Consider the following 24,818-nt stretch of genomic DNA (forward strand, 5'->3'; position numbering starts at 1 on the left):
GTGGAACACCTTTTTTATTTCCTTCACTTATATTTGCGGCATGAGTAAACCACTTGCCAAATACACTTGTGAGGATCACCTGGTGACCGGTGAAAAATTCCAGCTGATCCCTAATCCGGAATTCGGATATTTAGAAACCCTCCCCCGCCCTTCCACCGACCAACTCGGACGATATTACCAGAGCGACGAATATATTTCTCATACCGATAATAACGAGGGACTGATCAACATTATTTATCAGCAGGTGAAAAAATATATGCTCGGGCGAAAAAGAAATCTCATCAAAAAAGTTCATCCCAGTGCATCCACCGTATTGGATTATGGAACAGGGACGGGAGATTTCTTAAAAGCAATACAAACACATTATGAAACCGTAGGTATTGAACCCAACGATAAGGCACGTCATATTGCAAAGACGAAAGGTCTACATATCCATGAAGACCGTACAACCCTCCATGATTCAAAATTTGATGTGATCACCATGTGGCATGTGCTTGAACATATACCAGATTTGCACGATACAATCTCCTTTCTTGAAAACCATATAAACCCCGGTGGTAATCTTATACTAGCCCTGCCTAATTATAAAAGTTACGATGCGCAAAAGTATCAGGATCTTTGGGCTGGGTTCGATGTTCCCCGACACCTTTGGCACTTCGATAAATCATCTATCACAAACTTATTTGAGAGTACCTCTTTAAGTGTAGTACAAATCTTACCTATGATTTTCGATGCATTCTACGTCAGCCTTCTGTCTGAAAAATATAAGGGAAACAAAAATCCATTATTCGATGCAATACGAACAGGAATTCGATCCAATATGTCAGCAATGCAAACAGGCGAATATTCATCCCTCATTTATATACTGAAAAAGGGTAAATAAGCCTTTATAATACATTTCCCGCACTTTAACAGGTTAAGCTAGGGAAATACCTTCCTAAATTCATAAAGGCGCTTAAATCGCTTTTAAATAAGTGGGTTTTAATTATTAAAACCTATTATAATAACGATACAGATAAGAACATTTGATAATAAAAAAAAGTCCGGCTATCCGGCTTAATAACAGAATTCCTATTTTTGACACCCTATAAGCAAATCAGTAATTATGAAAAAAATTGCCCTTCTAATTTGCGTGGCTGCAACCAGCTTTGCATGTCAGCAAAACAAAATCGGTTTTGTCGATAACACCAAACTCATAAATGAGTATCAGGAAAAGATCGATATGGAATCTAAATACAAAACCAAGATCGAAAAGCTTAACAAAAGAGCCGACAGTATTGCCCGGGAATTCCAGGCAGAGGCCCAGGCATTCGAAACCGAGGCTAAACGTCTCTCCCAACAATCTGCCCAGCAGAAGTATAACGAACTGATGCAAAAGCGTCAGTCGATCGGACAACAACTTCAGATGCAGGAACAACAATTATCACAAGAAAGTCAGGCTGAGATCGATACCCTGATAAAAAAGGTACGTGGTTATATCAAAGATTATGGTAAGAACAACGGCTATACTTATATACTTGGAGCCAATGAAGCAGGAAGCGTTCTTTATGGGGAAGATCAAAAAGATCTGACCGATGAAATTTTAGCAAAATTGAATGCTGAATACAAAAAATAGCATTTAAACGAAACAAGCGTTTACAATAAGAAAGAAAAGGGCTATTAAGGCCCTTTTTTTGTATCTTAACTCTATGAAAAATGGGTACTATTTCATTGGTATACTGATAGTTATAGTCATTTTATTATATATCTATCTCGAAAGAAGCATCGAAAAAACAATAGGAGAAAGCCTCCTGAATCAAAATGAAATCAGTACTAAGATTGATTTCAAGGATCTTAAATTCAATTTATTACGCAGAAACCTAGAGATTCAAACTCTCCAAATTCAGCAAAAAATAAATAACACAGACTCGGTCAACATAACAGTTCCTGAACTGGTTATACAAAACATTTCACCAGACGCTCTACAGGACATCACCCAGTTAGACATAAAAACCGTTTCTATACAGTCTCCTGATATTTCGCTATATAGAATAATCGACTCCACTTTACAAGACTCATCGTCACAAATCGAATCACCAAAACTTCAAATGATCTCTATAGAACTGTTTAATATTGAAAATGGAAATGTAAAGCTATTTATTCAAGACAGTCTAAGAGGTAGCCTGGCATTGAAATCACTGCGTATTCATGATTTAAAACATGATCTTCTTTCAGATAAAATTCCCAGTTTTAAATCCACAACAAGTACTCTAACCAACATTGATATCCATCTGGATCCATTTCATAACTTACAGATACAAAAATGCCGGTTTGATGGTCGCGATTTAAGCATCGAAAAACTTAAATATTACAACATTTTCGATCAAGATAAATTCCAATCCATGATAGATTATGAAACTGATTGGATCAACGTTTCAGTTGACAAAATCATGTTCAAAGAACTTGAATTCAGAGAACTTCTGAAACAGAATGTGAAAACAGAGGAGCTTAACATTTCCAATCCTATAGCGATCATTTATAAAAATAAAAGGATACCTCATCTGAATAAGTACAAGCCAATCCTTACTAAAACTCTAACCACTCTGGATAATCGCCTCCAAATAGACACTACAATCGTTTCTAATGCTAGCATTACCTATTTGGAACAAACCGCTATAGAAGGAAGTAAGGGGAAATTAACGCTTGATAAGTCAAACATTTTCTTCGCTCCCATTAATAATCATACAAAGCAACCTGTAATGGTAAAAGCCAATCTGTTTCTATCGGGTAATACACCGATAAATACTACTATGAAAATATACATGGACCGGACCAATGGAGAATTCCATATGACGGGATCTGTGACCCAATTAAATGCAGACGATCTCAATCCATTTGTATATCCATCACAGAATGTTCGCACTTTTGGTTTTATAAAAGATATGTACTTTACCATAGAGGGAAACGATGAAAGGGCCACAGGTAACTTTAAAATGGATTATTCAGACTTCCGCGTAGAACTAAAAAAACAAGATCAGAAATCAAATAGAAAATTTCTTACAGGACTAGCCAATCTTTTTATCACTAATAACAAGTCATCTGCAAAAGAAGTTAGTATTAAACAGGAAAGAGATCAAAGCCGTTCCATATTTAATTTTCTTTGGCGATGTATTTTAAACGGGATGTTACACACCCTTCTCTAGTTATAACAAAAAATACAAAGCAAAGACAACCGGAATAAAATAGACCACTATAGTCTGTGCTCCCGGATAATCCTTTGCCAGTCTCTGCCCAAAAAGCAAAAATAACAAGGTAACAGCCGATAAGATAAGACTGTAGATCGCCCAACTTTTATCTCCTTCTGCCAGTAATGCATATATTCCTGCTACTGCAAGTATACCTGTGGCCAGTTCCAATACAACTAAAACCGCCAATGCCAGGGGCACTCCATTCTTCAGAATAGTATTCGAAAAATGTTGTTTTAACCACCCCAGATTACCCCGCCAATCTGTGAGCTTATCAATACCGCTTTGTAAGAATGTGATCAGTACAAAAAACAGGATGAGAATTTCAAAAATATAATTCATAGGTGTTTAATTTCTAATATCTTCAATTACGTTCTGTATTCTCTTTTTTTCCTTGGGAAAGATTCCCTGAACCATCAAGGCGACACCAAAAACCACCAGAATAACACTGATTACCCGTTTTACTCTGAAAATTCTATAGGGTGTTAAACGGTTCTTAAGTTGTTTGGCTAGTAATATTTTTAGGCAATCTACTACAATATATGTGATCAAAATAGTACTTACAAACACAAATATACGGCGCTCATCCATTTCCAGTTTTGGACCGAATATTATAATGATTCCCAACCAGAAGCCCAATACACCAATGTTGATGAAATTCAGAAAAAAACCTTTAAAAAAGAGCCGCTTGTAATCGGTTTTTACGACCTCCTCCTCTATCGCTTCTTCAGTGATACTACGGTACTTTGATTTGCTTTTTAACCAGGATACAATCCCATAAACCGTAAGCAGCATTCCACCAAAAATAAACAGAGAGGGATCGTCTTTGATGCGCTCCAGAAGTCGGTTGGTACTAAAATAAGCGATAAGAATGAAGATGATATCACCAAGCACCACACCGAGATCGAAACTTAAGCCGGCTCTGAAACCTTTTATAGCACTGGTTTCCAGAAGTACAAAAAATACGGGACCCACCGTAAATGATAACAAGATTCCCAAAGGAATGGCGGTAAGTATATCTTCTAGCATAAAAGGGTCCGCTTTTCCCCAAAAATAGGAAAAGCAAAGAAATAAGGCCCTTCAATCTTCACAATTCAGAAGACTTACTGATGCATGATGACATTTCCACCCAGAAAACGCTGTTCCTCAACCACCTTTGGTTCCCCATAAATATGCACCGTACCGCCCGCTTTTATCTTTGCATCGATAAAGTCTTCAGCCTGTACATGTGCTACACCCCCTGCACTCACACTGATCACGATCTGATCGCTTACTACCTCTCTCCCTTTATATTCCCCACCGGTATTGATAGATATATCCTGAGTGGTAGCCTTGCCTTTAAGCAGCACCTTACCCCCGCTTACCGAACGAACTTCGAGTCTGTCTACGTCTATCTTCAGATCGATCTCGCTTCCTTCCTGTGAACGTACCTCAAGATCAACCTGTTCGATAATATGAGAACTGCTTATATAGGCATTATCATTTGCATCAATCAGATCCAGTGGTTTTGAATGAAACACTTCTACTACATTTTCGCTTTCCTTGAAAAAGTAATCCATATTCATACGAATCTTAAGCATTTCCCTGCTTTGATTGATCACCACCTTCTCTGAATCCTTACCTCTGATGATCACTTTGTTTGTATCTGAGGGAATAAGATTGACAGATATCCCGTCAAAAACCTTGATCTCAGTAAAGGGTTCTAAAGCTTTTATACGTTCTTCCTGAGCAGAAACACAGTTCATGGAAAGAATCATTAAAAGAGTGCAAAAAATAGGAACCGATGTTTTCATTTATGAATTTTCCTTCTTTCCGATAAGACTAAAATCGAGATGTCGTTTGATCAGGTCGGTATTCTTAACCTGTACAATAACCTCATCACCCAGCTGGTACATATTGTTAGTTACTTGTCCGACCAAAGCATATTGTGATTCGTCGAATACATAATAATCATCTTTGATATCTCTGATACGTACCATTCCCTCGCACTTGTTTTCAACGATCTCTACATAAATTCCCCATTCAGTAACCCCTGAAATCACACCGATGAACTCTTCATCTTTATGATCTTCCATGAATTTGATCTGCATATACTTGACCGAATCTCTTTCAGCATTAGTGGCGAGGCTTTCCATATTCGAAGAATGTTTACATTTTTCTTCATACTGCTCTTCACTAACCGTTTTACCTCCTTCGAGATAATGTTGTAATAAGCGATGCACCATTACGTCAGGGTATCGCCTAATGGGTGAGGTAAAATGCGTATAGTAGTCAAATGCCAGTCCGTAATGACCGATATTATCGGTAGAATAAACAGCTTTACTCATACTCCTGATGGTAAGGGTATCTACCAGGTTTTGTTCTTTCTTACCCTCCACTTCTTCCAGTAAGCTGTTTATAGAGCTTGTAATGGTCTTTTTATTCTTAAGATTAATACTGTACCCAAATTTCTTTATAACGCCGTTCAGCAGTATTAATTTCTCCTCATCAGGTTCGTCATGTATTCTGTAAACGAAGGTTTTCTTTTGTTTTCCAATGAACTCAGCCACTTTTCTGTTGGCAAGCAGCATGAATTCTTCGATAAGCTTATTAGCTTCTTTACTGGATTTAAAGTATACCCCGGTAGGATCGTTCTCACTGTTAAGAGTGAACTTCACCTCTACTTTATCAAAAGAAATGGCACCCGCATTCATTCTTTTTCTTCTGAGAATCTGGGCGAGCTCATTCAGTTTCAGAACAGCGCCCGAAATATGTTGCGGTACCTCTCTCCTTTCACCTGTAATACTGATCTCAGCCGGTATTTCATTCCCCCGGGTCTCAATCACCTCCTGAGCTTCCTCATAGGCCATACGGAAATCTGAATAGATCACGGTTCGACCGAACCAGGAATCGACTACCTGCGCCTGATCATTGAGTCTGAAGATGGCAGAAAAGGTATATTTTTCTTCTTCCGGCCTTAAGGAACATGCCATGTTCGACAGCACTTCAGGAAGCATGGGTACCACCCGGTCTACAAGATACACAGAGGTAGCCCTTTCATAGGCTTCATCGTCGAGTATGGTACCCGGCTGCAGATAATATGAAACGTCGGCAATATGTATACCGACTTCATAAGTACCATCTTCAAAAGTTCTGAAAGACAAGGCATCATCAAAATCCTTGGCATCTTTAGGATCTATAGTGAAGGTGGGAACATCTCTCATATCCCTTCTTTTGGCAATCTCTTCCGGGGTGATACGCGTATCGATCTTATTGGCATAATGTTCCACATCTGCCGGGAATTCGTAGGGTAAGCCATATTCGGCCAGGATCGCATGCATTTCGGTATCGTGTTCCCCGGGTTTCCCAAGAACTTCCTTGATTACCCCGTACGGAGAATCAGCGTTATCGGGCCAGTCCTGTATTTCCACGATGACCTTATCGCCATGTTCGGCATTGTTGATCTTTCCCTTCGGAACAAAAATATCGGTATACATACGATGATCAGAAGGAAGCACAAAGGCGAAATTCTTCTGCATCTGCACCACTCCGACGAATACGGTCTTTTTACGCTCGATTATGCGGGTGATTTCTCCTTCCAGTTTCTTGCCTTTTCGCTGCCTGGGAAACACATATACCTCTACCAGGTCACCGTGCAAAGCCTTATTAAGCAATGATGTTGGAACGAATACATCTTTTTCCAGCTCATCACAAACCACGTAGGCATTGTTCCTACCGGTCATATCGACCTTCCCCTCATAATAATTCTGGCTGGGTATCGCCTGGTATTTTCCCCTGTCTGTTTCCTTAATACGATCTTTCTTGGTAAGCTCCTTCAGTCGTTTTATGAGTAAGTTACGACCTGCGGTATCATCAATTCCCATCCGGGAAGCGATTTGTTTATAATTAAAAGCCTTTTCACGGTCACTTTCCAGAACAGTAAATATTCCTTTGGTGATCTCGTTCTTCTTATGTTTATCGGCTCTTTTTTTTTGTTTAGACATATGGTTGATTTATAGCTGCAAAGTACGTAATCATATAAGAAATCAAGACAGAAGAACTATAACGTTAAAAAAATTCTAAAATAATTGTAACATTTAGCCAATTCTCCCGTCTATTATAGTGTGAATGGCTTTAAAAATGAAAGGACTACGAAAAATAATAATCCTCTTTGCCGTGATCTTTATCACGGGAATCATGGCATTCGCTCACTACATCGACCGTTATCTGGACGAACCAAAAACGGTACAAAAAGAGAATCCCTGTAAATCACCTGATAAAGAGCAAGTTAATAAAGAATTAAAATACTCTTAGTACAAAATTACGTATTTTAGTCTGGTAACTTAAAGGGAGAAGACGTTGAAGAATTTTGTGGTCGTAGCGACCTATACCTATCCGCACGAATACCTGGTACTTAAAAACATACTCGAGGAAGAAAACATCCCGTTCGTTTTTGAAAACGAAACCATGATCGGTATCTCCCCCTTTTATTCCAACGCCCTGGGTGGTATCAGACTGAAAGTACACGCAGACTACGCAGCCTATGTCACAGAAGTAATCAATAACCTCAATAATCCGGATTCTCATCTCAGAATCGTTTAGTTGTCAACATCTATACTATTATCTATTTTTTTCTTTTTAAAAATTTAAAATTTATTGATGTCTATGATAGGGTGTTAATAAGGGGTATAACTTTCATCAGGTTTCGTTGTTATTCAGAAATTTTTATTCCGTCAAATGGTAATTAACAGTTTATTCAATAGCTATTTCTTTGATATTCAATCATAGTGTTAGGGTTATTAACAATGGTTAATAAGAATATAAGATGGTTAACTTTTAAAAAACAGAAGATGAACAGTGGTTAAAAACCGATGTTAATAACCCTGAATTCTGTTTATTTCTTTTCAAAATAATTTCTTGTTTTATCGGGATAATTTTTGAGTATGCGAGTTCAGGTGAGACAAGCAAATTTTTTACCCTAAATTATTTAAGAGATTATTAACAAAACTTAACATTAATTAAGATAATGTAAATCAGGTATTTAGCTGTTTGTAATTAACAGGGGTGTGTATTACTTGATTTCATGTATTTACTACCTTTGTCATACGTTAAATTATACGATATGAAAATTGCAATTGGTAACGATCATGCCGGAACGGCATATAAATTTAAGGTCATTGAATATCTTAAGGAAAGCGGTATAGAGGTACAGAACTACGGAACCGATTCAACCGATAGTGTGGATTATCCTGATTTTGTTCATCCTGTTGCCACCGAAGTAAACGATGGCACAGCAGAGCTGGGCATACTTATCTGCGGAAGCGGAAACGGTGTTGCCATGTCTGCCAACAAACATCAGAAGGTCAGGGCTGCACTTTGCTGGACCAGGGAGATTGTTGAACTGGCCAGAAGCCACAACAATGCCAATATACTTTGTATTCCTGCCCGCTTTACTGCTCCCGAACAAGCTGTTGATATGGTTAAGACCTTTCTTGAAACCTCATTTGAAGGAGGACGGCATGAAAGAAGGGTAGATAAAATTCCAATGGGTTGCTAATATGGCGCACACCCATGCTCATACTCATCGTGAAGGTGTAAAGGGTAAAAACCTGTTTATATCGATAATTCTGAATATTATCATTACGGTAGCACAGGTTGTGGGTGGTATTTTATCAGGGAGTCTGGCATTGCTTTCAGATGCCCTGCACAATTTTACTGATGTGGTTTCCCTGGTGATCAGTTATATAGCTAACAGGTTATCGGGTAAAAAGGCATCAACACACCGTACTTTCGGTTTTAAAAGGGCTGAGATCATTGCCGCTTTCGTGAACGCTTCTACCCTGATTGTGATTGCCATAATTCTGGGAGTTGAGGCTATCAAGCGTTTTATAGAACCTGAGACCATCGGTTCGAGCCTCGTTATTGTACTTTCCATATTGGGAATCGTGGCCAACGGGGTAAGTGTTTTGATCTTAAAATCAGATGCTGATAAAAACCTCAATATGCGTTCGGCCTATCTCCATTTGTTGACCGATATGATGGCCAGCGTGGCGGTATTGATCGGCGGTTTGCTTATGTACTTTTACAAGGTATACTGGGTTGATTCGCTACTCACGCTTCTGATCTCGCTATACCTGATCTATGTAGGTTTTGACCTGCTCAAAGAATCGACGCGCATGCTGATGCTCTTTACACCCCAGCATGTCGACATTAAAAAGATCGTCAGAAGGGTTCACCGTATTCCGCGGGTGAATAAATTACATCACATACATGTCTGGTGCCTCAATGATGATGAAATTCATCTGGAAGCTCACCTGGATTTTAAGGAAGATGTGACTCTGAGCCAGTTTAACCGGGTTCTGGAAGAGATCGAACAGGTGCTGCACGATGAGTTCGGTATCAATCACGTGAATATTCAACCGGAATATAAAAAGGAAGACCCTAAAGATTTTATTGTACAGGACTGATTATGACAACTGAACTAAAGGAATTCAATGAGCTCACTCTCGATGAGCTATACCAGTTACTTCAACTTCGCAGCGCGATCTTTGTGGTAGAGCAGGATTGCATCTACCAGGATATAGACGGAAAAGATCAGAAGGCCTGGCACCTTTTGCTAAAAGACGGAAAGGAACTCATCGCCTATACCCGCATTTTCAAACCGGGCGATTATTTTAAAAATCCCAGTATCGGACGCGTTTTGGTGCGTGAAGACCGTCGCAAGGAAAAATGGGGTCATGCCATAATAAAAGCCTCCAAAGAGGCTATTTTATCATCATTCCCTGATGCGGTTATTGAAATTTCGGCTCAGACCTATCTGCAAAAATTTTACGAATCTCACGGATTCAGTCAGATCGGGGAATCCTACCTGGAAGATGGTATTCCCCACATCAGGATGGTTACTAATTGATCTTGATCATGTTTTTATCCATGTTAAGATCATCCAGCATGGAATTCGTGAACTTATAATGTCCTTTGGTGGTGATGATCTTAAAACGGGAAGATTTCATTTTGCTCAGCGTATCCAAAAACATCCATTTTGATTTGAGAAGATTCGGTTTTTCCGATTTCAGGCTCAGATCAAAATAATGTTTGATTCCCATTTTTTCTGCTACGATATCAGGGGTGATGGTGATATCACTTCCCTTCTTTACAAATGATTTCGGAGTTTCATATCCGTCGAGGTCTGCTTTGATATTCTTGAAGCCCCTGTTTTCAAGATAATGAACAGACTGGCTTAAGAATTCCTGGTAATTTTCTTTATCTATTGCTATCATAACCTTAATGATACGAAAAATTAACGTAAAGGTCAATAAATCAATAAGTTAATAGATGTTAAAGTTAGCCTGAGCGATGTTTTTTTAAGTACCTTTTTTCGTTTTGCTTCAGGTTGATAACCCACTAACAGATAATCCTTTAGCTACCTTTTAATTATCGGTTTCCTCTTGCTTTTTGCCTGTCGATTCAGATATGATATGCATGAGTCTTCTTAGGGTTTTTCTTTGAAAGAAAATATAATACAGGGCTGTCAGGGCCCAATTGTTTGTGCTTCGATGTACCAGGTACAGCACTCTTTTTTTAATTGGTCGCCTATATTTTCTGAGGAAGAGTTGGGCATTGAATTGCGGAAATTCGGGATATTTCAGATTTGCATGTTCTCCATATTTTTCTGAATAAGCTTTCCCGGTAAATGCCGTTTTAACCATAACATCGGGTATGACCGGAAAATAGAGATTGTTTCTGTCACCTTTAGGGATACCTACGGCAAACCGATCGATCATGGCCTCTGATGGATGAAAGCCCAGTCGTTTTTCGCAATCTTTCAGCGGGATAACTAAATGATATCTCAGAAAATCCTGGCAGTTTTTTCTACCCAGCTCATAATCGTGCTTTCTGAAAGACCGGTCTATAAAGCCTGCAAAGCCGTTGAGAGGTGCAGAAGCCAGCGGATTTTCTTCTTGCTTGTTTTCTCCGGCCGGTGCGATCAGAAAGCGGGTGCGGTCTTTTAACTTCAGCGCCTCCAGTATACCTTCCTGGTTGAACATTACCTGGTTTCTCAGCGTTTTGAACATGGCTTTTGCCACTGCAAAAATATGACTGTTTTTGAGGGGTTCTGTGGCCTCTTCCTTCTGCGGAAAGGGATCGATCATGATAACGGCATAGGTGTCGTTCTTTTCGATATCAGGATGCTTTTCCTTAAGCGTCTTTAATCCTATTCCGTAGGGTTCATTATTTATGAGTCCGCCATCAATAGAAGTAAACCGGTAGGGATCTTCTTTTTCGTCTAATTTCAGCGAGATACCGTCACCGCTCTTAAAGAGGTGATCAGGAAGACGTTCGATATAGGTGCGGGGTACCTGCATTTTTCTCGACCTTAAACCAACGGGAAAGGCTGCGGTGCTCAGGGTAGCCTCCTTTAGGTTTTGGAGGTCTTCAGCATAGCTGAGATCCAGGGTATACCATAATTTGTTTTTATCTGAAGGAAGCCCTCTTTCTGAGGAATCGGTAGTCACACGGTACCTGAAAAATCCACCATGATGGGTGATGATATGCGCCGCAGTCGGGTTGGCAGGACCCTGAAAATCTACCTTGAAGTTCAGTCCTCTGAGGTTGGTTGTTGTAAGGATCACATCGATATCAGAACTGATGTAGGGAGCAGCTGTCTGAAGAGCACGGGGTTTAAAGACACTCTCTGCAAGATTTTCTATGGGACAACTGTTAAGCAGGGAATTTGGGAGACCTTTTTCTGAGAGATCACCCGTATCGAGTAGCTGTTGCAGGGTATCGGTATCAGAATCAGACAGGTTAAGCCAGGTATTTTTAATGAGTTGTTCGTTGTCTGAGAGATAAGATCGTAATAACATTAATGAAGCAGTAATCCCTCCTGCCGATGCCCCGCTGATCACATCGATTTGTACCCGGTGATTCGGTATATCAGTCCCCTGATCTTCGGTAGCCTCTGACTGCATATTTTTCATTTCTTCCCAGCTTCGCAGGACTTCCAGCAGGTAATCGACTACTCCAGCCGTGTAAGCGCCGGCAGATACGGCCCCTGCCATGGTCAGGCATAGTTTAAAGGCTTCCGGTTTTTTCATTAAGCTATATCATTCTACTTTTTGTAAGTTAAATATGATAAAAAAGTTTCTTTCTCTTTTTAGTTATCCAAAAAAAAGCCGCATCTCACTGCGGCTTTCATATTACGGATGAGACCTGTTTTTAATTCAGGATCTCATTATATTTTGAAGTATTCCCCAAGACATTGCCCGCCTCCAGTATGGCGGCATCATGCTTCAGGTAATGATCATACAGGCCTTTGCGGTAGAAGTATCGTTTGATCAGTTCATCTTCAATATTCTTCTGAATGTTTGCCTGATAGGTGCTCAGAGCTTCAAATTTACTCGCATCTATAGCAGCGGTGAGTTCCCGGTATTTACTGCTTACAACCTCTCCCAGCTCACCGATCTTGTTCTCTTCTTCCAATTTTTCCAGTTCCTTTTCGAGTGCTGTTTGATATTCCAGTCCGAGATCTCTGACGTAAGAGACAAAGTCTTTATAATCAGCGGGGGTGAATTCGAACTGGCTCAGTTCAGGAGCGGGATGCTCATAATAATAGTCAGTGGCAAAATTGAAAATTACCTGGTTCTCGATCAGGGCGTCTGTCAGATCGTTGTTTTTAAGAGACTGTATGCTGATATCAGGCTCTACTCCTCCCCCGTCATATACCTTGCGTCCGTTTCGGGTGGTAAACTCATTAAATGAGCGTTTAGCCACGGCATTGCCATTCTCATCGCGATTCCAGTAGTCAAGCGATTGAATGCAGCGTCCGCTGGGGGTATAATATCTCGAGATGGTTACTTTGAGTTGCGTACCATAGGTAAGTTTTACAGGGCGTTGCACCAATCCCTTTCCGAAGCTTCTTCCTCCAATGATCACCGCCCGGTCAAGATCCTGAAGAGCTCCGCTCACGATCTCACTGGCAGAGGCACTTCGGCCGTTGATCAGGATGGCCAGCGGTATTTCTGTATCAACCGGTTTTTTACGGGTTTCGTATTCCTGGTTGAATTTTTTCACCTTTGAACGGGTACTTACGATCAGTTCCCCTTTGGGCACGAAGAGATTACAGATGTTGATCGCTTCGCCCAGCAGGCCACCGGGATTATCTCTGAGATCGAGGATAATGCGTTTGGCTCCTTTTTCTTTAAGTTCCACAAGGGCGGCTTCGGTTTGTTCTGAAGCTTTTGAATTAAACCTGGAAAGCACGATATAACCAGTCTCGGGATCGAGCATATTGAAATAGGGAACCGCATCGATTTCGATCTCTTCCCTGTTCAGGGTGGTAGACTTTACCTCCCCCTGTCTGCGGTAGGTAATGGCCACTTCAGAACGGGCTGAACCTTTGAGCAGTTCGGTGGCATCATCTTTAAAATCGGCTATTTCTATATCGCCGATCTTCACGATCTCATCTCCGGCCTTCAGGCCTGCTTTATCGGCAGGATATCCCTGATAGGGCTCAACCACCAGCAACTTATCATCAAAGCTCCTTACAACAGCTCCTATGCCCGAATATTCACCTGCGGTACTGATCTTGAAGCTTTCCACATCCTGTTCGTTCATAAACGTGGTGTAGGGATCCAGTTCATCGAGCATGTTTTTGATAGCGGTATCCATCAGTTCTGCCGGGTTGGTTTCATCCACATAATTCATGTTCAGTTCTTTGAACATGGTGGTGAAGATCTCGACCTGTTTGGCGATCTCGAAATAATCGTTTTTGTATCCGCTGCCCAGCAACAATAAGGCAACAGCTATAAGGGGGATGAAGACTTTTCTTTTCATAACGTTCTGTAATTAAATGTCCTGACGTGCATTGATTTCTAATAATACTTAAAATTACAACAATTGCCTAACTATTTAACGGAGGTTTGAATGGGTACATGGGTACATGGGTATGTGGGTATGGGGTTATGGAGTTACGGGTTATGGAGTTACGGGTTATGGGTTAGGAGTTAAGGGCTAAGGGCTAAGAGTGAAGGGTATAGTTTCCCGGAAACTCAATTAGAAGTTAGGTCATCCCGAGTCCTGAAAAGGGCGAATGATCTGCCAATTATTAATCTGTTTATCTAAGAATTATAACACCCCCATCCGGTTTTGCTTTGCAAAACCACCTTCCCCTACTGGGGGAAGGACAACGTTTTTCATTTAAAAATCCCTTCTGCTCCTCCCTCTGGGGGGAGCTGGCCAGCATTGCTGGACTGAGGGGGGATATCTTGTTTGCCAGTCGATTATGAGGGGAGCTGTCTGGCAATGCCAGACTGAGGGGGGATATCTTGTTTACCAGTCGATTTTAAGGGGAGCTTGACGGAAACGATGGCCTGTGGGAAGATTTCCGGTTAATAGCTATAGATAAATAAGGGTAGTTGTTACTATAAAAAGCTGGTCTTTCAAAAGCCAGATTAATCGTCATTCTCTCCGGCGAGCCTGTATAACAGGTTTTTCATGGATTTTTCGACTGCGGCGTAATCGGGCAGACCTTTTCCGGTATAGATAAATACCAGGGCATATTGTTTTTTCAGATCCTTTTCGATCTGAGGTTTCTGAAGGCGATACGCTTCCCGCATGAGACGTTTGATACGATTCCGGTCTACCGCTTTTTTAAAATGTCGCTTGGGTACACTGAAAGCAGCCTGTAATACTACAGCTTCCGGAAGTTCCGTTTCCAGCCACACCAGGCGTATGGGATATTTGGCATGAGAAGAGCCTTCTGTGAATACTGAGGCAATCAGCTTCCTGCTTTTTAGTTTTTCAATCCTGGGAAAGGTATATCTCATAGTGCGTTACAGAGGGGTAAAATTAAAAAAACCCCTGCAAAGGCAGAGGTTTTTAAAAGATCTTTACTGTATTATTATTCTCCGGCAGCCTGCCAGATGTTATTTTCGCGATTTACGTCGGCCATCAATCCTGACGGATCGATCACGATAGCCTGTATGTCGCTTAAAGGTCTGTCGATTTCGAATTCGTAGGTCGGGAAAGCCCATGGCCAGTCTTTCAGAACCGTTCTGTCGATTCCTTCGAAAGGGTTGGCCTTCTCCCCTCTCTGCATGCGGAGGGGTGCATAATAATAGGCCTTGCTGCCATCGTTGAAGAACACCATCACATCGATAGGCATCGGCATAAGGCCAATGCGCTCCATGACCACCTGTGTACCCTCTTCAGTGTCTTCCACCTGCTGAATGGCATAATCGATACGGGCCGTTGTTTTGGTCCAATCGGTGAGATACCAGTCGAGCTGCATCCCTGATACTTTTTCAGCCACTCTTTTGAAATCATTTGGTGTAGGGTGTTTGAACTTGAATTCATCGTAGTATCTCCTGATAGTCTCCATCAGTTTATCCTGTCCGATGATATAGCCTAACTGCGAAAGAAATACAGAACCTTTGCTATAGGCTGAAATTCCATAGGCACGGTTAAATTGATAACGATCAGCCTGGGTGGTCATCGGTTGTTCCATACCTGAATTGGCAAGGGAAACATACCCCCTGTAACTTGATTCGAACGGATTGGCTTCATTGCGGTCCATCACCTGGTTCATGCAAAGACTTGAGATAAACGAGGTAAATCCTTCATCCATCCATTCGTGTTTAGATTCGTTAGTGGCCAGTAAATGCTGAAACCATGCATGGGCCATTTCGTGTGCGGTCACTCCGGCAAGGCTTCCAAAGGGTCGCTCCCCGGTAATCAGGGTACACATGGCATATTCCATACCGCCGTCACCGCCCTGAATGATCGAATATTGATCCCAGGGGTATGGTCCGATGTTACGGTTAAAGAACTGCATCATTTCTGCAGCTTTTGGCTGAAGCTTTTTCCAGTTCTCTTTGATCTCATCGTTGTCTTTATAAAAGAAATGAAGCATGGGTCCGTTCTCGACCTGCAGGGTATCATGAATGTAATCAGGATCGGCACCCCAGGCAAAATCGTGAACCATGGGAGCGAAGAAATGCCAGGTGAGGGTCTTACCCTTCACTTTCACATCTTTTTCGGTATAGCCGTGCCCTATTTCATCAGGGTTTTGAAGGTATCCTGTTCCTCCGATGGTGTAATCTTTATCGATGGTGATCTTCACATCGAAATCACCCCATACCCCCTGGAATTCACGACCTATATACGGGTGAGCATGCCACCCCTCGAAATCATACTCGGCCAGCTTTGGGTACCACTGGGTCATAGAAAGAGCGACTCCTTCTTCGTTGTTTCTTCCGCTGCGGCGTATCTGAACCGGTACCTGTCCTTCGAATTCCATATCGAAAGTAACCGTTTCTCCGGGTAAGATCGGCTTGTCAAGGGCCACCTCTAAAACGGTACCTACCGTTTCGTGTTCGATGGCTGTCCCGTTCTGCTTTAAAGACTTCACCTTCAGGTATCCGATCTCATTTTCTTTCAGATCGGCGATTCGGGCACCTACCCGCTCATCGGGATCTGCGATGGTACGGCTGCGCACGTCCATCTCGCTCCCGGGCTGAAAGGCGTTGAAATACAGGTGGTAAAACACCTGCCGAAGGGTGTCGGGAGAATTGTTGGTATATTTCAATTCCTGAACGCCTGTATAGGTATAATCATCGACATTCATATCGACCTCCATGGTGTAGTCCACCTTTTGCTGCCAATAGGTTGATTCCGGTGGTTGTACCGCAAACAATGGTAGTGCGGCTAGTAGAAAAAACAGGTTTTTGATCATCGGTAATTTCATATTTGAATGTTTAGCATAAAAAAAGCCCAAAGTTCATACTTCGGGCTTTGTTGTATCTGTGATTAAAGTTGAACTTCTTTTCGAGCTACTTTGTTGGCCAGGAGGATGGCATTATACAGGTTCACCATCTTACCCGAACTTGAAATGTCGGTGAATGGTTGTCTGTTCGAAGGATCTCCGTCTACAATAACATCACCTTCGACGCTGATACCTGACTGCATGATAATATGCTTGACCTGAGAGGCAGAAAGTTTAGGGTACAGCGATCTTATGATAGCTGCCACTCCGGCAACGGCAGGCGCAGCCATAGAGGTTCCCTGCAGGTATTCATATTCGTTCTCAGGGGTGGTAGACCAGATCTTGGTACCCGGAGCAAATACATCAACATTGATCTTTCCGTAATTCGAGAATCCGGCGATCATTTCAGGGCCATACGCATAATGAAGAGCTCCGACCGTGAGGAAATTATCGGCCACTTCCTCTGAATTGTTCTCAGCATCGTTGGGGTATACGTTGGTCTCATCGAGCAACAGTCCTTCATTTCCGGCTGCATTCACGATAAGTACGTCTTTAGATTCGGCATATTTGATGGCATCCCAAACCCACTCCTTATGCGGAGAGTAATACTTTCCGAAACTGGTGTTGATCACCTTTGCACCATTATCTACGGCATAACGAATACCCAAAGCGATATCTTTATCATATTCGTCACCGTTAGGAACGGCTCTTACTGCCATAATCTCCACATTCTGGGCCACTCCGTCCAAACCGAGATCATTTCCGCGGGTTGCAGCGATGATACCTGCCACATGCGTTCCGTGACGGGCATGCTCCACATCTCCCACTACATTGTTGTCGCCGTAACCGGTATCTGTAATGTCGTCAGGATCATCTCCTACTACTACCCTTCCGTCAAAATCCTTATTGAGGTTATATTCGAGCTGATCGCCGAAATATTCAATTCCCCCTTCCAGTTTCTCCTTCAGGTCTTCCACATCGTCGGCATTGTTCAAAAGTCCAGAGAACATGCCCTTGATCTGTTTCATTTCTTCCTCCTGCGGATTGTAAGCCGCCAGGTCTTCCTGGGTAAAGTTCTCTTTTCCTATTGATTCTCCGATGGCCGGAGCAAACTGGTTTACGATCTGCAGCAATTGCTCATAGCGCATTAGTCCCTCCTTGGCTTCCTGGTATTTTTCGTCATACTCAGCTTTGGCACGGCGATAATCTTCTGAACCATCGTCACCTTTTTTAATGATTCGAACCAGCTCCAGGTTTTCATCACTGGCTTCTCCCAGGAAGTTCCAACCGTGCACATCATCGACATAGCCGTTGTTGTCGTCATCTTTCCCGTTATCGGGAACTTCATCTTCATTGGTCCAGATAACATCTTTCAGGTCTTCGTGGTAGATATCAACCCCTGAATCGACAACTCCCACGATCACCTTTTCACCTTCGCGATTCTGAAGGATCTCACGGTAAGCACGCATCACACTCATGCCGGGTATGGTATCGGTAACCAGGTCTGCATGCGACCAGGTCTTTAATTCGTCATCTGAAAGCTCGGTTTTTCTGGTGGTGAAGCTATCACCCGAGTTCACCGGGTTGAGGTTGATGGCTTCATAGCTGCTGCCGCAGCCATATAAAAGTCCCATCGCTACCAGCGACGAGACCAGCATTTTGTTCTTTATCATGTTCTTCTAATGTTTAAATACGTCGTTAAATTTATGAATCTGATCTAACCGTGGTCCTTTTTCGGTCATTTTCACGGTAGCCAGTTCGTTATGGGCATCATGTTCAAAAAATAAAATAATCTCCTCTTCCGCTGCCTGTTTCAGGAAGCTTTCCTTCTCTTTCATGGTTAACAGCGGCCTGGTATCATAACCCATTACATAAGGAACAGGGATATGACCAGCAGTGGGAATAAGATCGGCTGTAAAAACCAGTTTTTTCCCCTGGTAATCAAACACCGGAAGCATTTGCTTATCGGTATGTCCGTCTACAAAAAGCAGATCGAAACCGAGTTCGGTGTCTTTCAAAAGGGCTCCTTCTTCCGGCAGTGGCAGAAAGTTCAATTGTCCGCTTTCCTGTATAGGCAGGATATTCTCCTTCAAAAATGATGCCTTTTCACGGGCATTTGGATGGCTGGCCCAGTCCCAGTGATCTTTATTGCTCCAGAATCGGGCATTTTTAAAGGCGGGTTCATAAGTGCCTGTGGTGGCGTTGCGCCTGATACTTCCCCCGCAATGGTCAAAGTGCAGGTGGGTGAGAAATACATCGGTGATATCGTCGCGGTGAAACCCGTGCTTTTGCAAGGAGCGGTCAAGACTGTGGTCGCCCCACAAATAATAATAACTGAAAAATTTCTCTGATTGTTTGTCCCCCAGTCCGTTATCGATCAGGATCAGTCGGTCACCGTCTTCTACGAGCAGTGCACGTGCCGCCATATCGATCATGTTGTTCGAATCTGCAGGGTTGGTCCGGTTCCATATCGACTTGGGTACCACGCCGAACATGGCGCCGCCGTCGAGTTTGAAGTTTCCGGTTTCAATTGGGTATAATCGCATTAAAATGCCTGATTTTAGTTGCCTTGCAAAATAAGAAAAGCGGTACACAACTATGAATAAACCGCATCTTTATTAGGTGTTTTTTAACATTTTTATATTTTTATGAGGCTATATTTAGCGTTTCAACCAGCAAGTATATGTTAGAGTTAGCAGGAATTGTCATACTAGGAATTTTTGCCCAATGGGTCGCGTGGAGATTTAAGCTGCCTGCGATTCTCCCGTTGATACTTATCGGTTTGGCAGTCGGACCCATCTCTTCGCTTTACACCGAAAACGGTAATAAACTACTCGAACCGGTCTGGCAGGAATCAACAGACCATGGATTATTTCCCGGAGAGTTCCTCTATCATTTTGTATCACTGGCTATTAGTGTGATCCTGTTTGAAGGAGGACTGACCCTTAAACGTAACGAGGTGCTTAATGTTGGCCCGGTTATCATAAAACTGATCACTATCGGGGTATTCATTACGTTTATCGGCGGGGGAGTGGCCTCTCATTTTTTATTCGATCTTGACTGGCCAATTGCCTTTCTTTTTGCTGCCCTGATTATTGTGACAGGCCCAACGGTCATCACACCCATACTAAGAAACATACCCTTAAAAAAAGACCTTTCTGCCATTTTGAAATGGGAGGGGATACTAATTGACCCCATCGGAGCTGTGGCAGCGGTTTTGATGTTTGAATTTATCAGCATCGGACAAGGAGAAGAATATACGCAACAGGCCCTTATCGAATTTGGTAAAACCGTGGTGATCGGTTTTTCCATTGGCTTCACCTTTGCCTACGGACTCTACTTCCTGATCAAGAAAAACGCCATTCCGCACTTTCTGATGAACGTTTTCACTTTGTCGGCAGTATTGGGAGTGTATGTCTTGTCAGAACAATTCGCCCATGAATCAGGACTTCTTTCAGTAGTGGTGATGGGAATGGTACTGGGTAATATTGATCTTCCCAATATCAAGGAGCTGCTGTATTTTAAGGAATCGCTCAGTGTATTGCTGATCTCTATACTCTTTATTCTCCTGGCAGCCAATATAGATATGGAAGATCTCTACCTGATATATAACTGGAACACCCTGATACTTTTAGGATGTGTGGTTTTTATCATCAGGCCTGTTGGAGTTTTTCTCAGTTCGTGGAAATCCGGATTGAAGTTCAACGAAAAAGCCTTTATCAGTTGGGTTGGCCCAAGAGGTATTGTGGCGGCAGGTATCGCCTCCCTTTTTGGTTCAAGACTGGCTCAGGAAGGACAACCGGGCGCTGAATATATCACCCCGCTGGTATTCATGGTGGTTTTAGGCACAGTATTACTGAATGCCGCAACGGCCCGACTCTTTGCAAAGATCTCAGGGGTGTTTCTGGAGGAATCAACCGGAATACTTATCGTAGGGGCCTCAAACGTATCAAGGCTGATCGCCAAATACCTGCAAAAGAACGGAAGACATGTAGTGCTTATCGACAGCAACAAGGAGAATATTGAAAAGGCTAAGGCGATGGATCTCGATGCAGAAGAAGCCAATATCTTTTCAGACGACCTGACCAACAATATTGAATTCAGTGATATCGGATACCTCATGGCGCTGACTGCCAGTGAAGAGGTGAACAAACATGCCATAGAGCGTTTCAGGGATCAGTTGGGAGAGAATGGCGCCTTCCGGTTAATTACCCCGGAAGAGATGAAAGATCTCGACAGTACGCCTACCGAACTGCTCTTTTCAAAGAAAGATGACTATATCAACCTGAGTGAGGTAGCCAGGGACTACCCGAAGATCAATGAGATCACGCTCGAGTCTAAAGAGCATTTCCTTGAAGAGATCGCCAGCCTGAACGAGCAGAGTGATGCTATCCCGATCTTTATTAAAGATAAAGAGGGTGAATTACACATCATTGCAACTTACGGTGAAGAAACCGAGATAGGTGAAGAATACAAGCTCGTTTACCTGGGTAAACCGATTGATCTTATAAAGTCTCCAAAAGAAGGGAACAATGGTCAGAACGGTAACAGGCAAACCCGCAAAGAAGAAGACAATAAAGTAAAAAAAGAAGCGTGAAATACCGCGTTTTATACCTGTTCGTGTGCCTGTTGGCCGTGCTGTACTTCACTACTCCCGAGACACGACTCAACACCGGTTTTATCAGCTCTGACCCCAGGGCAGATGCTGAAATATCAGGCATTGACTTTAAAAGTATCGAGCCCTGGGGAACGGTAGATGAGAAGTCAGACACCATCCTCACAAACGGGTTCAGACTCAGGAAAAATGTTTATAGTACAGACGAACTGATACTCCATATTTATCGCAAATACGATAAAAGCCTGCAAAGGGTGTGGTATCGACAATTCGACGCTGATATTACGGTTTATCACCAGGACCGTCTTCTGGGAATTTCGCAAAAATTAAGCGCCATTCTACAGCCTGAACTGCAAAAGCATGCCGCTGATCAAAAGGCTGTGCTGAGAGATGTTTATGTAAATATGCTTAAGTCTGAGGAGAACCAGTTGGTTCTGGAGGCGTATTATTACCTACCTGAATCAGGAGAAGGAATGACCTTTCAAATCATTTATAATAATGATTCAGGCAGCCGACTTGTTCGCAAGGTCTGAAGTGAACATCTTTAAATCACGGTTAATTTTTAAGTTTTTTCTTTCAAACAAAGGGTTAGCAGATTAGCTTTGTTGCAACCTTAAACCCTAAACACATGAAAAAACTGTTTACTGCCTTTATGGCTATCGCTTTGGCCGTTTCATGTACTTCAGACGATGATGAACTGCAATGTAAGAGCTGTAATTTTGGCGGAATGGATATTGAACTCTGCGATAATGGTGACGGCACCATGTTGGTGACCATAGCAGGAGAAAGTGAGTCTGTTGATCTGCAGGGGCAGTCTTTCGAGCTTGTTTCGGAAGCCTTTTGCAGCGGCGAATTCGAGTTTACATTTTAAAAGGCAAACCACCGGAAAGATCGAACGGGATCATGTGGTGTCATGAAACAGAGGCTTTTTAACAAAATAATCAGCATTTTAACTTAATTACTGGTATTCAGGTAGTTGAAATTAAAGATTCCCTGTTATATTTGTGGGTTACTATTTCTAATCTTAATCATGAAACGACAACTGATGCTGGCAGGTTTAGGCCTGTTGATATTTTCCTGTGCCCGGGAAGGTAAAAATGAAGACTGCAAGACGTGTGAATTCGAGAATCAGCCGGTTTCGATCTGTGATAACGGAGATGGAACTGTTCGAATCATAACTGAAGGGAAATCTGAAACCCTCGATCTGAAAGGACAGGATTTCGATGAGGTTGTGAATCGTTTTTGCGCCGGACACGGGAAAGAAGGTCTGACTGCCCAAAGAAATGAATAATTGAATATTAATAAAGATAAAAGCCCTCTGATTCAGAGGGCTTTTTTGATTTTAGTCGTTTAGCTTCAATACCGCCATAAACGCCTGCTGAGGAATCTCAACGTTTCCTACCTGTCGCATACGTTTTTTACCCTTCTTCTGCTTTTCAAGCAGTTTTCTCTTTCGCGAAATATCGCCACCATAACATTTGGCGGTCACATCTTTTCTCAGGGCTTTGATGGTTTCCCTTGCGATGATCTTCGCACCGATAGCTGCCTGAATGGGGATGTCGAATTGTTGTCTGGGAATGAGTTCTTTCAGCTTTTCACACATCTTTTTACCGATGTCGTAAGCGTTATCAGTGTGTATCAGGGCAGACAGGGCGTCTACCGAGTTTGCGTTGATCAGTACATCGACCTTTACCAGCTTCGATTCCCGCATTCCTATAGGGGAATAATCGAAAGAAGCATATCCCCTGGAAACCGTTTTCAGACGGTCATAGAAATCGAAAACGATCTCTGCCAAAGGCATGTCAAAGGTAAGCTCCACCCTTTCGGTAGTCAGGTAGGTCTGATTTTTAATGATCCCTCTTTTTTCAATACAGAGAGACATAACAGGACCTACATAATCGGCCTTGGTAATAATAGTCGCGTTGATATAAGGCTCTTCCACCCGGTCCATTTTTGACGGGTCGGGCAGGTCGCTTGGGTTATTTACAATAAGGGTCTCATCTGGTTCCTTTTTGGTGTAGGCATGATAACTCACGTTAGGAACGGTGGTGATCACGGTCATATCAAATTCCCGCTCCAGACGTTCCTGTATGATTTCAAGGTGCAGCATTCCCAGGAATCCGCATCTGAAGCCAAAACCAAGGGCGGCTGAAGACTCGGGGGTGAATACCAACGAGGCATCGTTCAGCTGCAGCTTTTCCATGGCACCTCTCAACTCTTCGTAATCTTCTGTATCTACAGGATATATCCCTGCAAATACCATCGGTTTTACGTTCTCAAAACCTGCGATCATGTTTCGGGTAGGGTTGGCCGCGTCTGTAATGGTATCACCCACCTTTACCTCCCGGGCATCCTTAATTCCGGTGATGAGGTATCCCACATCTCCGGTATTGACCCTTTGTTTTGGAAACTGCTTTAGTTTCAGGGTTCCAACCTCATCGGCTTCGTAGGTCTTTCCGGTAGCCAGGAATTTGATTTTCTGGTTCTTCGAAATAGACCCGTTAACGACCCTGAAATAGGTTTCCACCCCCCTGAAGGGATTGTATACCGAGTCAAATATAAGTGCCTGCAGCGGCTCGTCAGGATTACCTTTCGGAGGCGGGATGCGTTCGATGATTGCCTGCAGTATCTCGTTGATCCCGATCCCGGTCTTAGCACTGGCGGGGATAATATCAGAAGGATCACAACCCAGCAGGTCAACGATATCGTCTGTCACCTCCTCAGGATTGGCGCTGGGCAGATCGACCTTGTTAAGTACGGGTATGATCTCCAGGTCATTTTCCAGAGCCAGGTACAGGTTTGAGATCGTCTGCGCCTGGATGCTCTGAGCGGCATCAACCACCAGTAAGGCTCCCTCACAGGCAGCGATCGAACGTGACACTTCATATGAAAAGTCAACGTGTCCGGGGGTGTCGATAAGATTCAGTATATATTGCTCGCCCTCATAGGTGTAATCCATTTGAATGGCGTGACTTTTAATGGTAATACCCCGCTCTCTCTCCAGGTCCATGTTGTCAAGCAGCTGATCCTGCTTTTCCCGGTCGGTCACCGATCCGGTGAAATCAAGGAGCCTGTCGGCCAGGGTACTCTTCCCGTGGTCGATATGAGCGATGATACAGAAATTTCGAATATTCTTCATTGCGAACTATATAGATCGATTCAGTTTGCAAATATAAGCTATTTTAATACGCTTGGGTCTTTCCTGCACTCAGGTTTCCAACAATAAAAAGCAGGGCAG

General features: G+C 42.6%; 23 protein-coding genes. 11 read left to right on the forward strand and 12 right to left on the reverse strand.

Going from position 1 to position 24,818, the window contains the following annotated elements; translation table 11 throughout:
* The first annotated feature begins 40 nt into the window (after positions 1–40).
* The 3 genes from K7R10_RS13950 to K7R10_RS13960 all read left to right on the forward strand — a co-directional run bounded on the left by K7R10_RS13950 (position 41) and on the right by K7R10_RS13960 (position 3,182).
* Positions 41–883: a class I SAM-dependent methyltransferase gene (locus K7R10_RS13950; protein WP_224485344.1), complete on the forward strand. Its 843-nt coding sequence runs from the start codon at positions 41–43 to the stop codon at positions 881–883.
* Between the two features lie 222 nt (positions 884–1,105).
* The gene (locus K7R10_RS13955; protein WP_224485345.1) at positions 1,106–1,615 is read left to right on the forward strand and encodes an OmpH/Skp family outer membrane protein; all 510 of its coding nucleotides are present in this window, start codon (positions 1,106–1,108) and stop codon (positions 1,613–1,615) included.
* Positions 1,616–1,688: 73 nt separating this feature from the next.
* Positions 1,689–3,182, forward strand: coding sequence for a hypothetical protein (locus tag K7R10_RS13960; protein WP_224485346.1), 1,494 nt, complete (start codon positions 1,689–1,691; stop codon positions 3,180–3,182).
* Here the strand turns inward: K7R10_RS13960 and K7R10_RS13965 are convergent, their stop codons facing one another.
* From K7R10_RS13965 to rnr, 4 genes are all read right to left on the reverse strand, one after another.
* Positions 3,183–3,566, reverse strand: a complete 384-nt coding sequence (locus tag K7R10_RS13965) for a DoxX family protein (protein WP_224485347.1) — start codon at positions 3,564–3,566, stop codon at positions 3,183–3,185. It abuts the gene before it with no gap.
* 6 nt (positions 3,567–3,572) lie between these two features.
* The gene (locus K7R10_RS13970) at positions 3,573–4,253 is read right to left on the reverse strand and encodes a LysE family translocator (RefSeq protein WP_224485348.1); all 681 of its coding nucleotides are present in this window, start codon (positions 4,251–4,253) and stop codon (positions 3,573–3,575) included.
* A 74-nt stretch (positions 4,254–4,327) separates the two neighbouring features.
* Entirely contained in the window at positions 4,328–4,969 is a 642-nt protein-coding gene (locus tag K7R10_RS13975) for a head GIN domain-containing protein (RefSeq protein ID WP_224485349.1), read from the reverse strand.
* A 48-nt stretch (positions 4,970–5,017) separates the two neighbouring features.
* Entirely contained in the window at positions 5,018–7,207 is a 2,190-nt protein-coding gene (gene rnr, locus K7R10_RS13980) for a ribonuclease R (protein ID WP_224485350.1), read from the reverse strand.
* A 355-nt stretch (positions 7,208–7,562) separates the two neighbouring features.
* Between rnr and K7R10_RS13985 the strand changes: the two genes are divergently transcribed.
* The 4 genes from K7R10_RS13985 to K7R10_RS14000 all read left to right on the forward strand — a co-directional run bounded on the left by K7R10_RS13985 (position 7,563) and on the right by K7R10_RS14000 (position 10,113).
* Positions 7,563–7,805 carry a DUF2007 domain-containing protein gene (locus K7R10_RS13985; RefSeq protein WP_224485351.1) on the forward strand — a complete coding sequence of 81 codons (243 nt, stop codon included), beginning with the start codon at positions 7,563–7,565 and terminating at the stop codon, positions 7,803–7,805.
* 520 nt (positions 7,806–8,325) lie between these two features.
* Complete coding sequence (gene rpiB, locus K7R10_RS13990; RefSeq protein WP_224485352.1) at positions 8,326–8,760, forward strand: ribose 5-phosphate isomerase B; 435 nt, start codon at positions 8,326–8,328, stop codon at positions 8,758–8,760.
* Position 8,761: 1 nt separating this feature from the next.
* Positions 8,762–9,670 (forward strand): cation diffusion facilitator family transporter, encoded by a 909-nt coding sequence (locus K7R10_RS13995; RefSeq protein WP_224485353.1) that lies wholly within the window; start codon positions 8,762–8,764, stop codon positions 9,668–9,670.
* Between the two features lie 2 nt (positions 9,671–9,672).
* On the forward strand, positions 9,673–10,113 hold the full coding sequence (locus tag K7R10_RS14000) for a GNAT family N-acetyltransferase (RefSeq protein WP_224485354.1): 441 nt from the start codon (positions 9,673–9,675) through the stop codon (positions 10,111–10,113).
* Here K7R10_RS14000 and K7R10_RS14005 read toward each other — a convergent pair.
* The 7 genes from K7R10_RS14005 to K7R10_RS14035 all read right to left on the reverse strand — a co-directional run bounded on the left by K7R10_RS14005 (position 10,106) and on the right by K7R10_RS14035 (position 19,511).
* Positions 10,106–10,480, reverse strand: coding sequence for a hypothetical protein (locus tag K7R10_RS14005; protein ID WP_224485355.1), 375 nt, complete (start codon positions 10,478–10,480; stop codon positions 10,106–10,108). The two genes, K7R10_RS14000 and K7R10_RS14005, sit on opposite strands and share 8 nt — an antisense overlap.
* A gap of 150 nt (positions 10,481–10,630) precedes the next feature.
* Positions 10,631–12,298 carry a patatin-like phospholipase family protein gene (locus K7R10_RS14010; RefSeq protein ID WP_224485356.1) on the reverse strand — a complete coding sequence of 556 codons (1,668 nt, stop codon included), beginning with the start codon at positions 12,296–12,298 and terminating at the stop codon, positions 10,631–10,633.
* Between the two features lie 121 nt (positions 12,299–12,419).
* Complete coding sequence (locus tag K7R10_RS14015) at positions 12,420–14,036, reverse strand: S41 family peptidase (protein WP_224485357.1); 1,617 nt, start codon at positions 14,034–14,036, stop codon at positions 12,420–12,422.
* A gap of 617 nt (positions 14,037–14,653) precedes the next feature.
* Positions 14,654–15,028, reverse strand: coding sequence for a ribonuclease P protein component (gene rnpA, locus K7R10_RS14020; protein ID WP_224485358.1), 375 nt, complete (start codon positions 15,026–15,028; stop codon positions 14,654–14,656).
* A 74-nt stretch (positions 15,029–15,102) separates the two neighbouring features.
* Complete coding sequence (locus K7R10_RS14025; protein ID WP_224485359.1) at positions 15,103–16,947, reverse strand: M1 family metallopeptidase; 1,845 nt, start codon at positions 16,945–16,947, stop codon at positions 15,103–15,105.
* Positions 16,948–17,009: 62 nt separating this feature from the next.
* Positions 17,010–18,638 (reverse strand): S8 family peptidase, encoded by a 1,629-nt coding sequence (locus K7R10_RS14030; RefSeq protein WP_224485360.1) that lies wholly within the window; start codon positions 18,636–18,638, stop codon positions 17,010–17,012.
* Between the two features lie 6 nt (positions 18,639–18,644).
* Positions 18,645–19,511: an MBL fold metallo-hydrolase gene (locus K7R10_RS14035; protein WP_224485361.1), complete on the reverse strand. Its 867-nt coding sequence runs from the start codon at positions 19,509–19,511 to the stop codon at positions 18,645–18,647.
* A 137-nt stretch (positions 19,512–19,648) separates the two neighbouring features.
* Between K7R10_RS14035 and K7R10_RS14040 the strand changes: the two genes are divergently transcribed.
* From K7R10_RS14040 to K7R10_RS14055, 4 genes are all read left to right on the forward strand, one after another.
* The gene (locus K7R10_RS14040) at positions 19,649–21,562 is read left to right on the forward strand and encodes a cation:proton antiporter (protein WP_224485362.1); all 1,914 of its coding nucleotides are present in this window, start codon (positions 19,649–19,651) and stop codon (positions 21,560–21,562) included.
* A complete protein-coding gene (locus K7R10_RS14045; protein WP_224485363.1) occupies positions 21,559–22,113 on the forward strand; it encodes a hypothetical protein in 555 nt (184 codons plus the stop codon). The genes K7R10_RS14040 and K7R10_RS14045 overlap by 4 nt, the downstream gene beginning before the upstream one ends.
* 95 nt (positions 22,114–22,208) lie before the next feature.
* Complete coding sequence (locus K7R10_RS14050) at positions 22,209–22,451, forward strand: hypothetical protein (protein WP_224485364.1); 243 nt, start codon at positions 22,209–22,211, stop codon at positions 22,449–22,451.
* A 159-nt stretch (positions 22,452–22,610) separates the two neighbouring features.
* Positions 22,611–22,871 (forward strand): hypothetical protein, encoded by a 261-nt coding sequence (locus tag K7R10_RS14055; RefSeq protein WP_224485365.1) that lies wholly within the window; start codon positions 22,611–22,613, stop codon positions 22,869–22,871.
* A gap of 51 nt (positions 22,872–22,922) precedes the next feature.
* Here the strand turns inward: K7R10_RS14055 and lepA are convergent, their stop codons facing one another.
* The gene (gene lepA, locus K7R10_RS14060; RefSeq protein ID WP_224485366.1) at positions 22,923–24,719 is read right to left on the reverse strand and encodes a translation elongation factor 4; all 1,797 of its coding nucleotides are present in this window, start codon (positions 24,717–24,719) and stop codon (positions 22,923–22,925) included.
* Positions 24,720–24,818: the final 99 nt, after the last annotated feature.

It is taken from the genome of Robertkochia aurantiaca (assembly GCF_020166495.1).
GTDB classification, from domain to species: domain Bacteria; phylum Bacteroidota; class Bacteroidia; order Flavobacteriales; family Flavobacteriaceae; genus Robertkochia; species Robertkochia aurantiaca.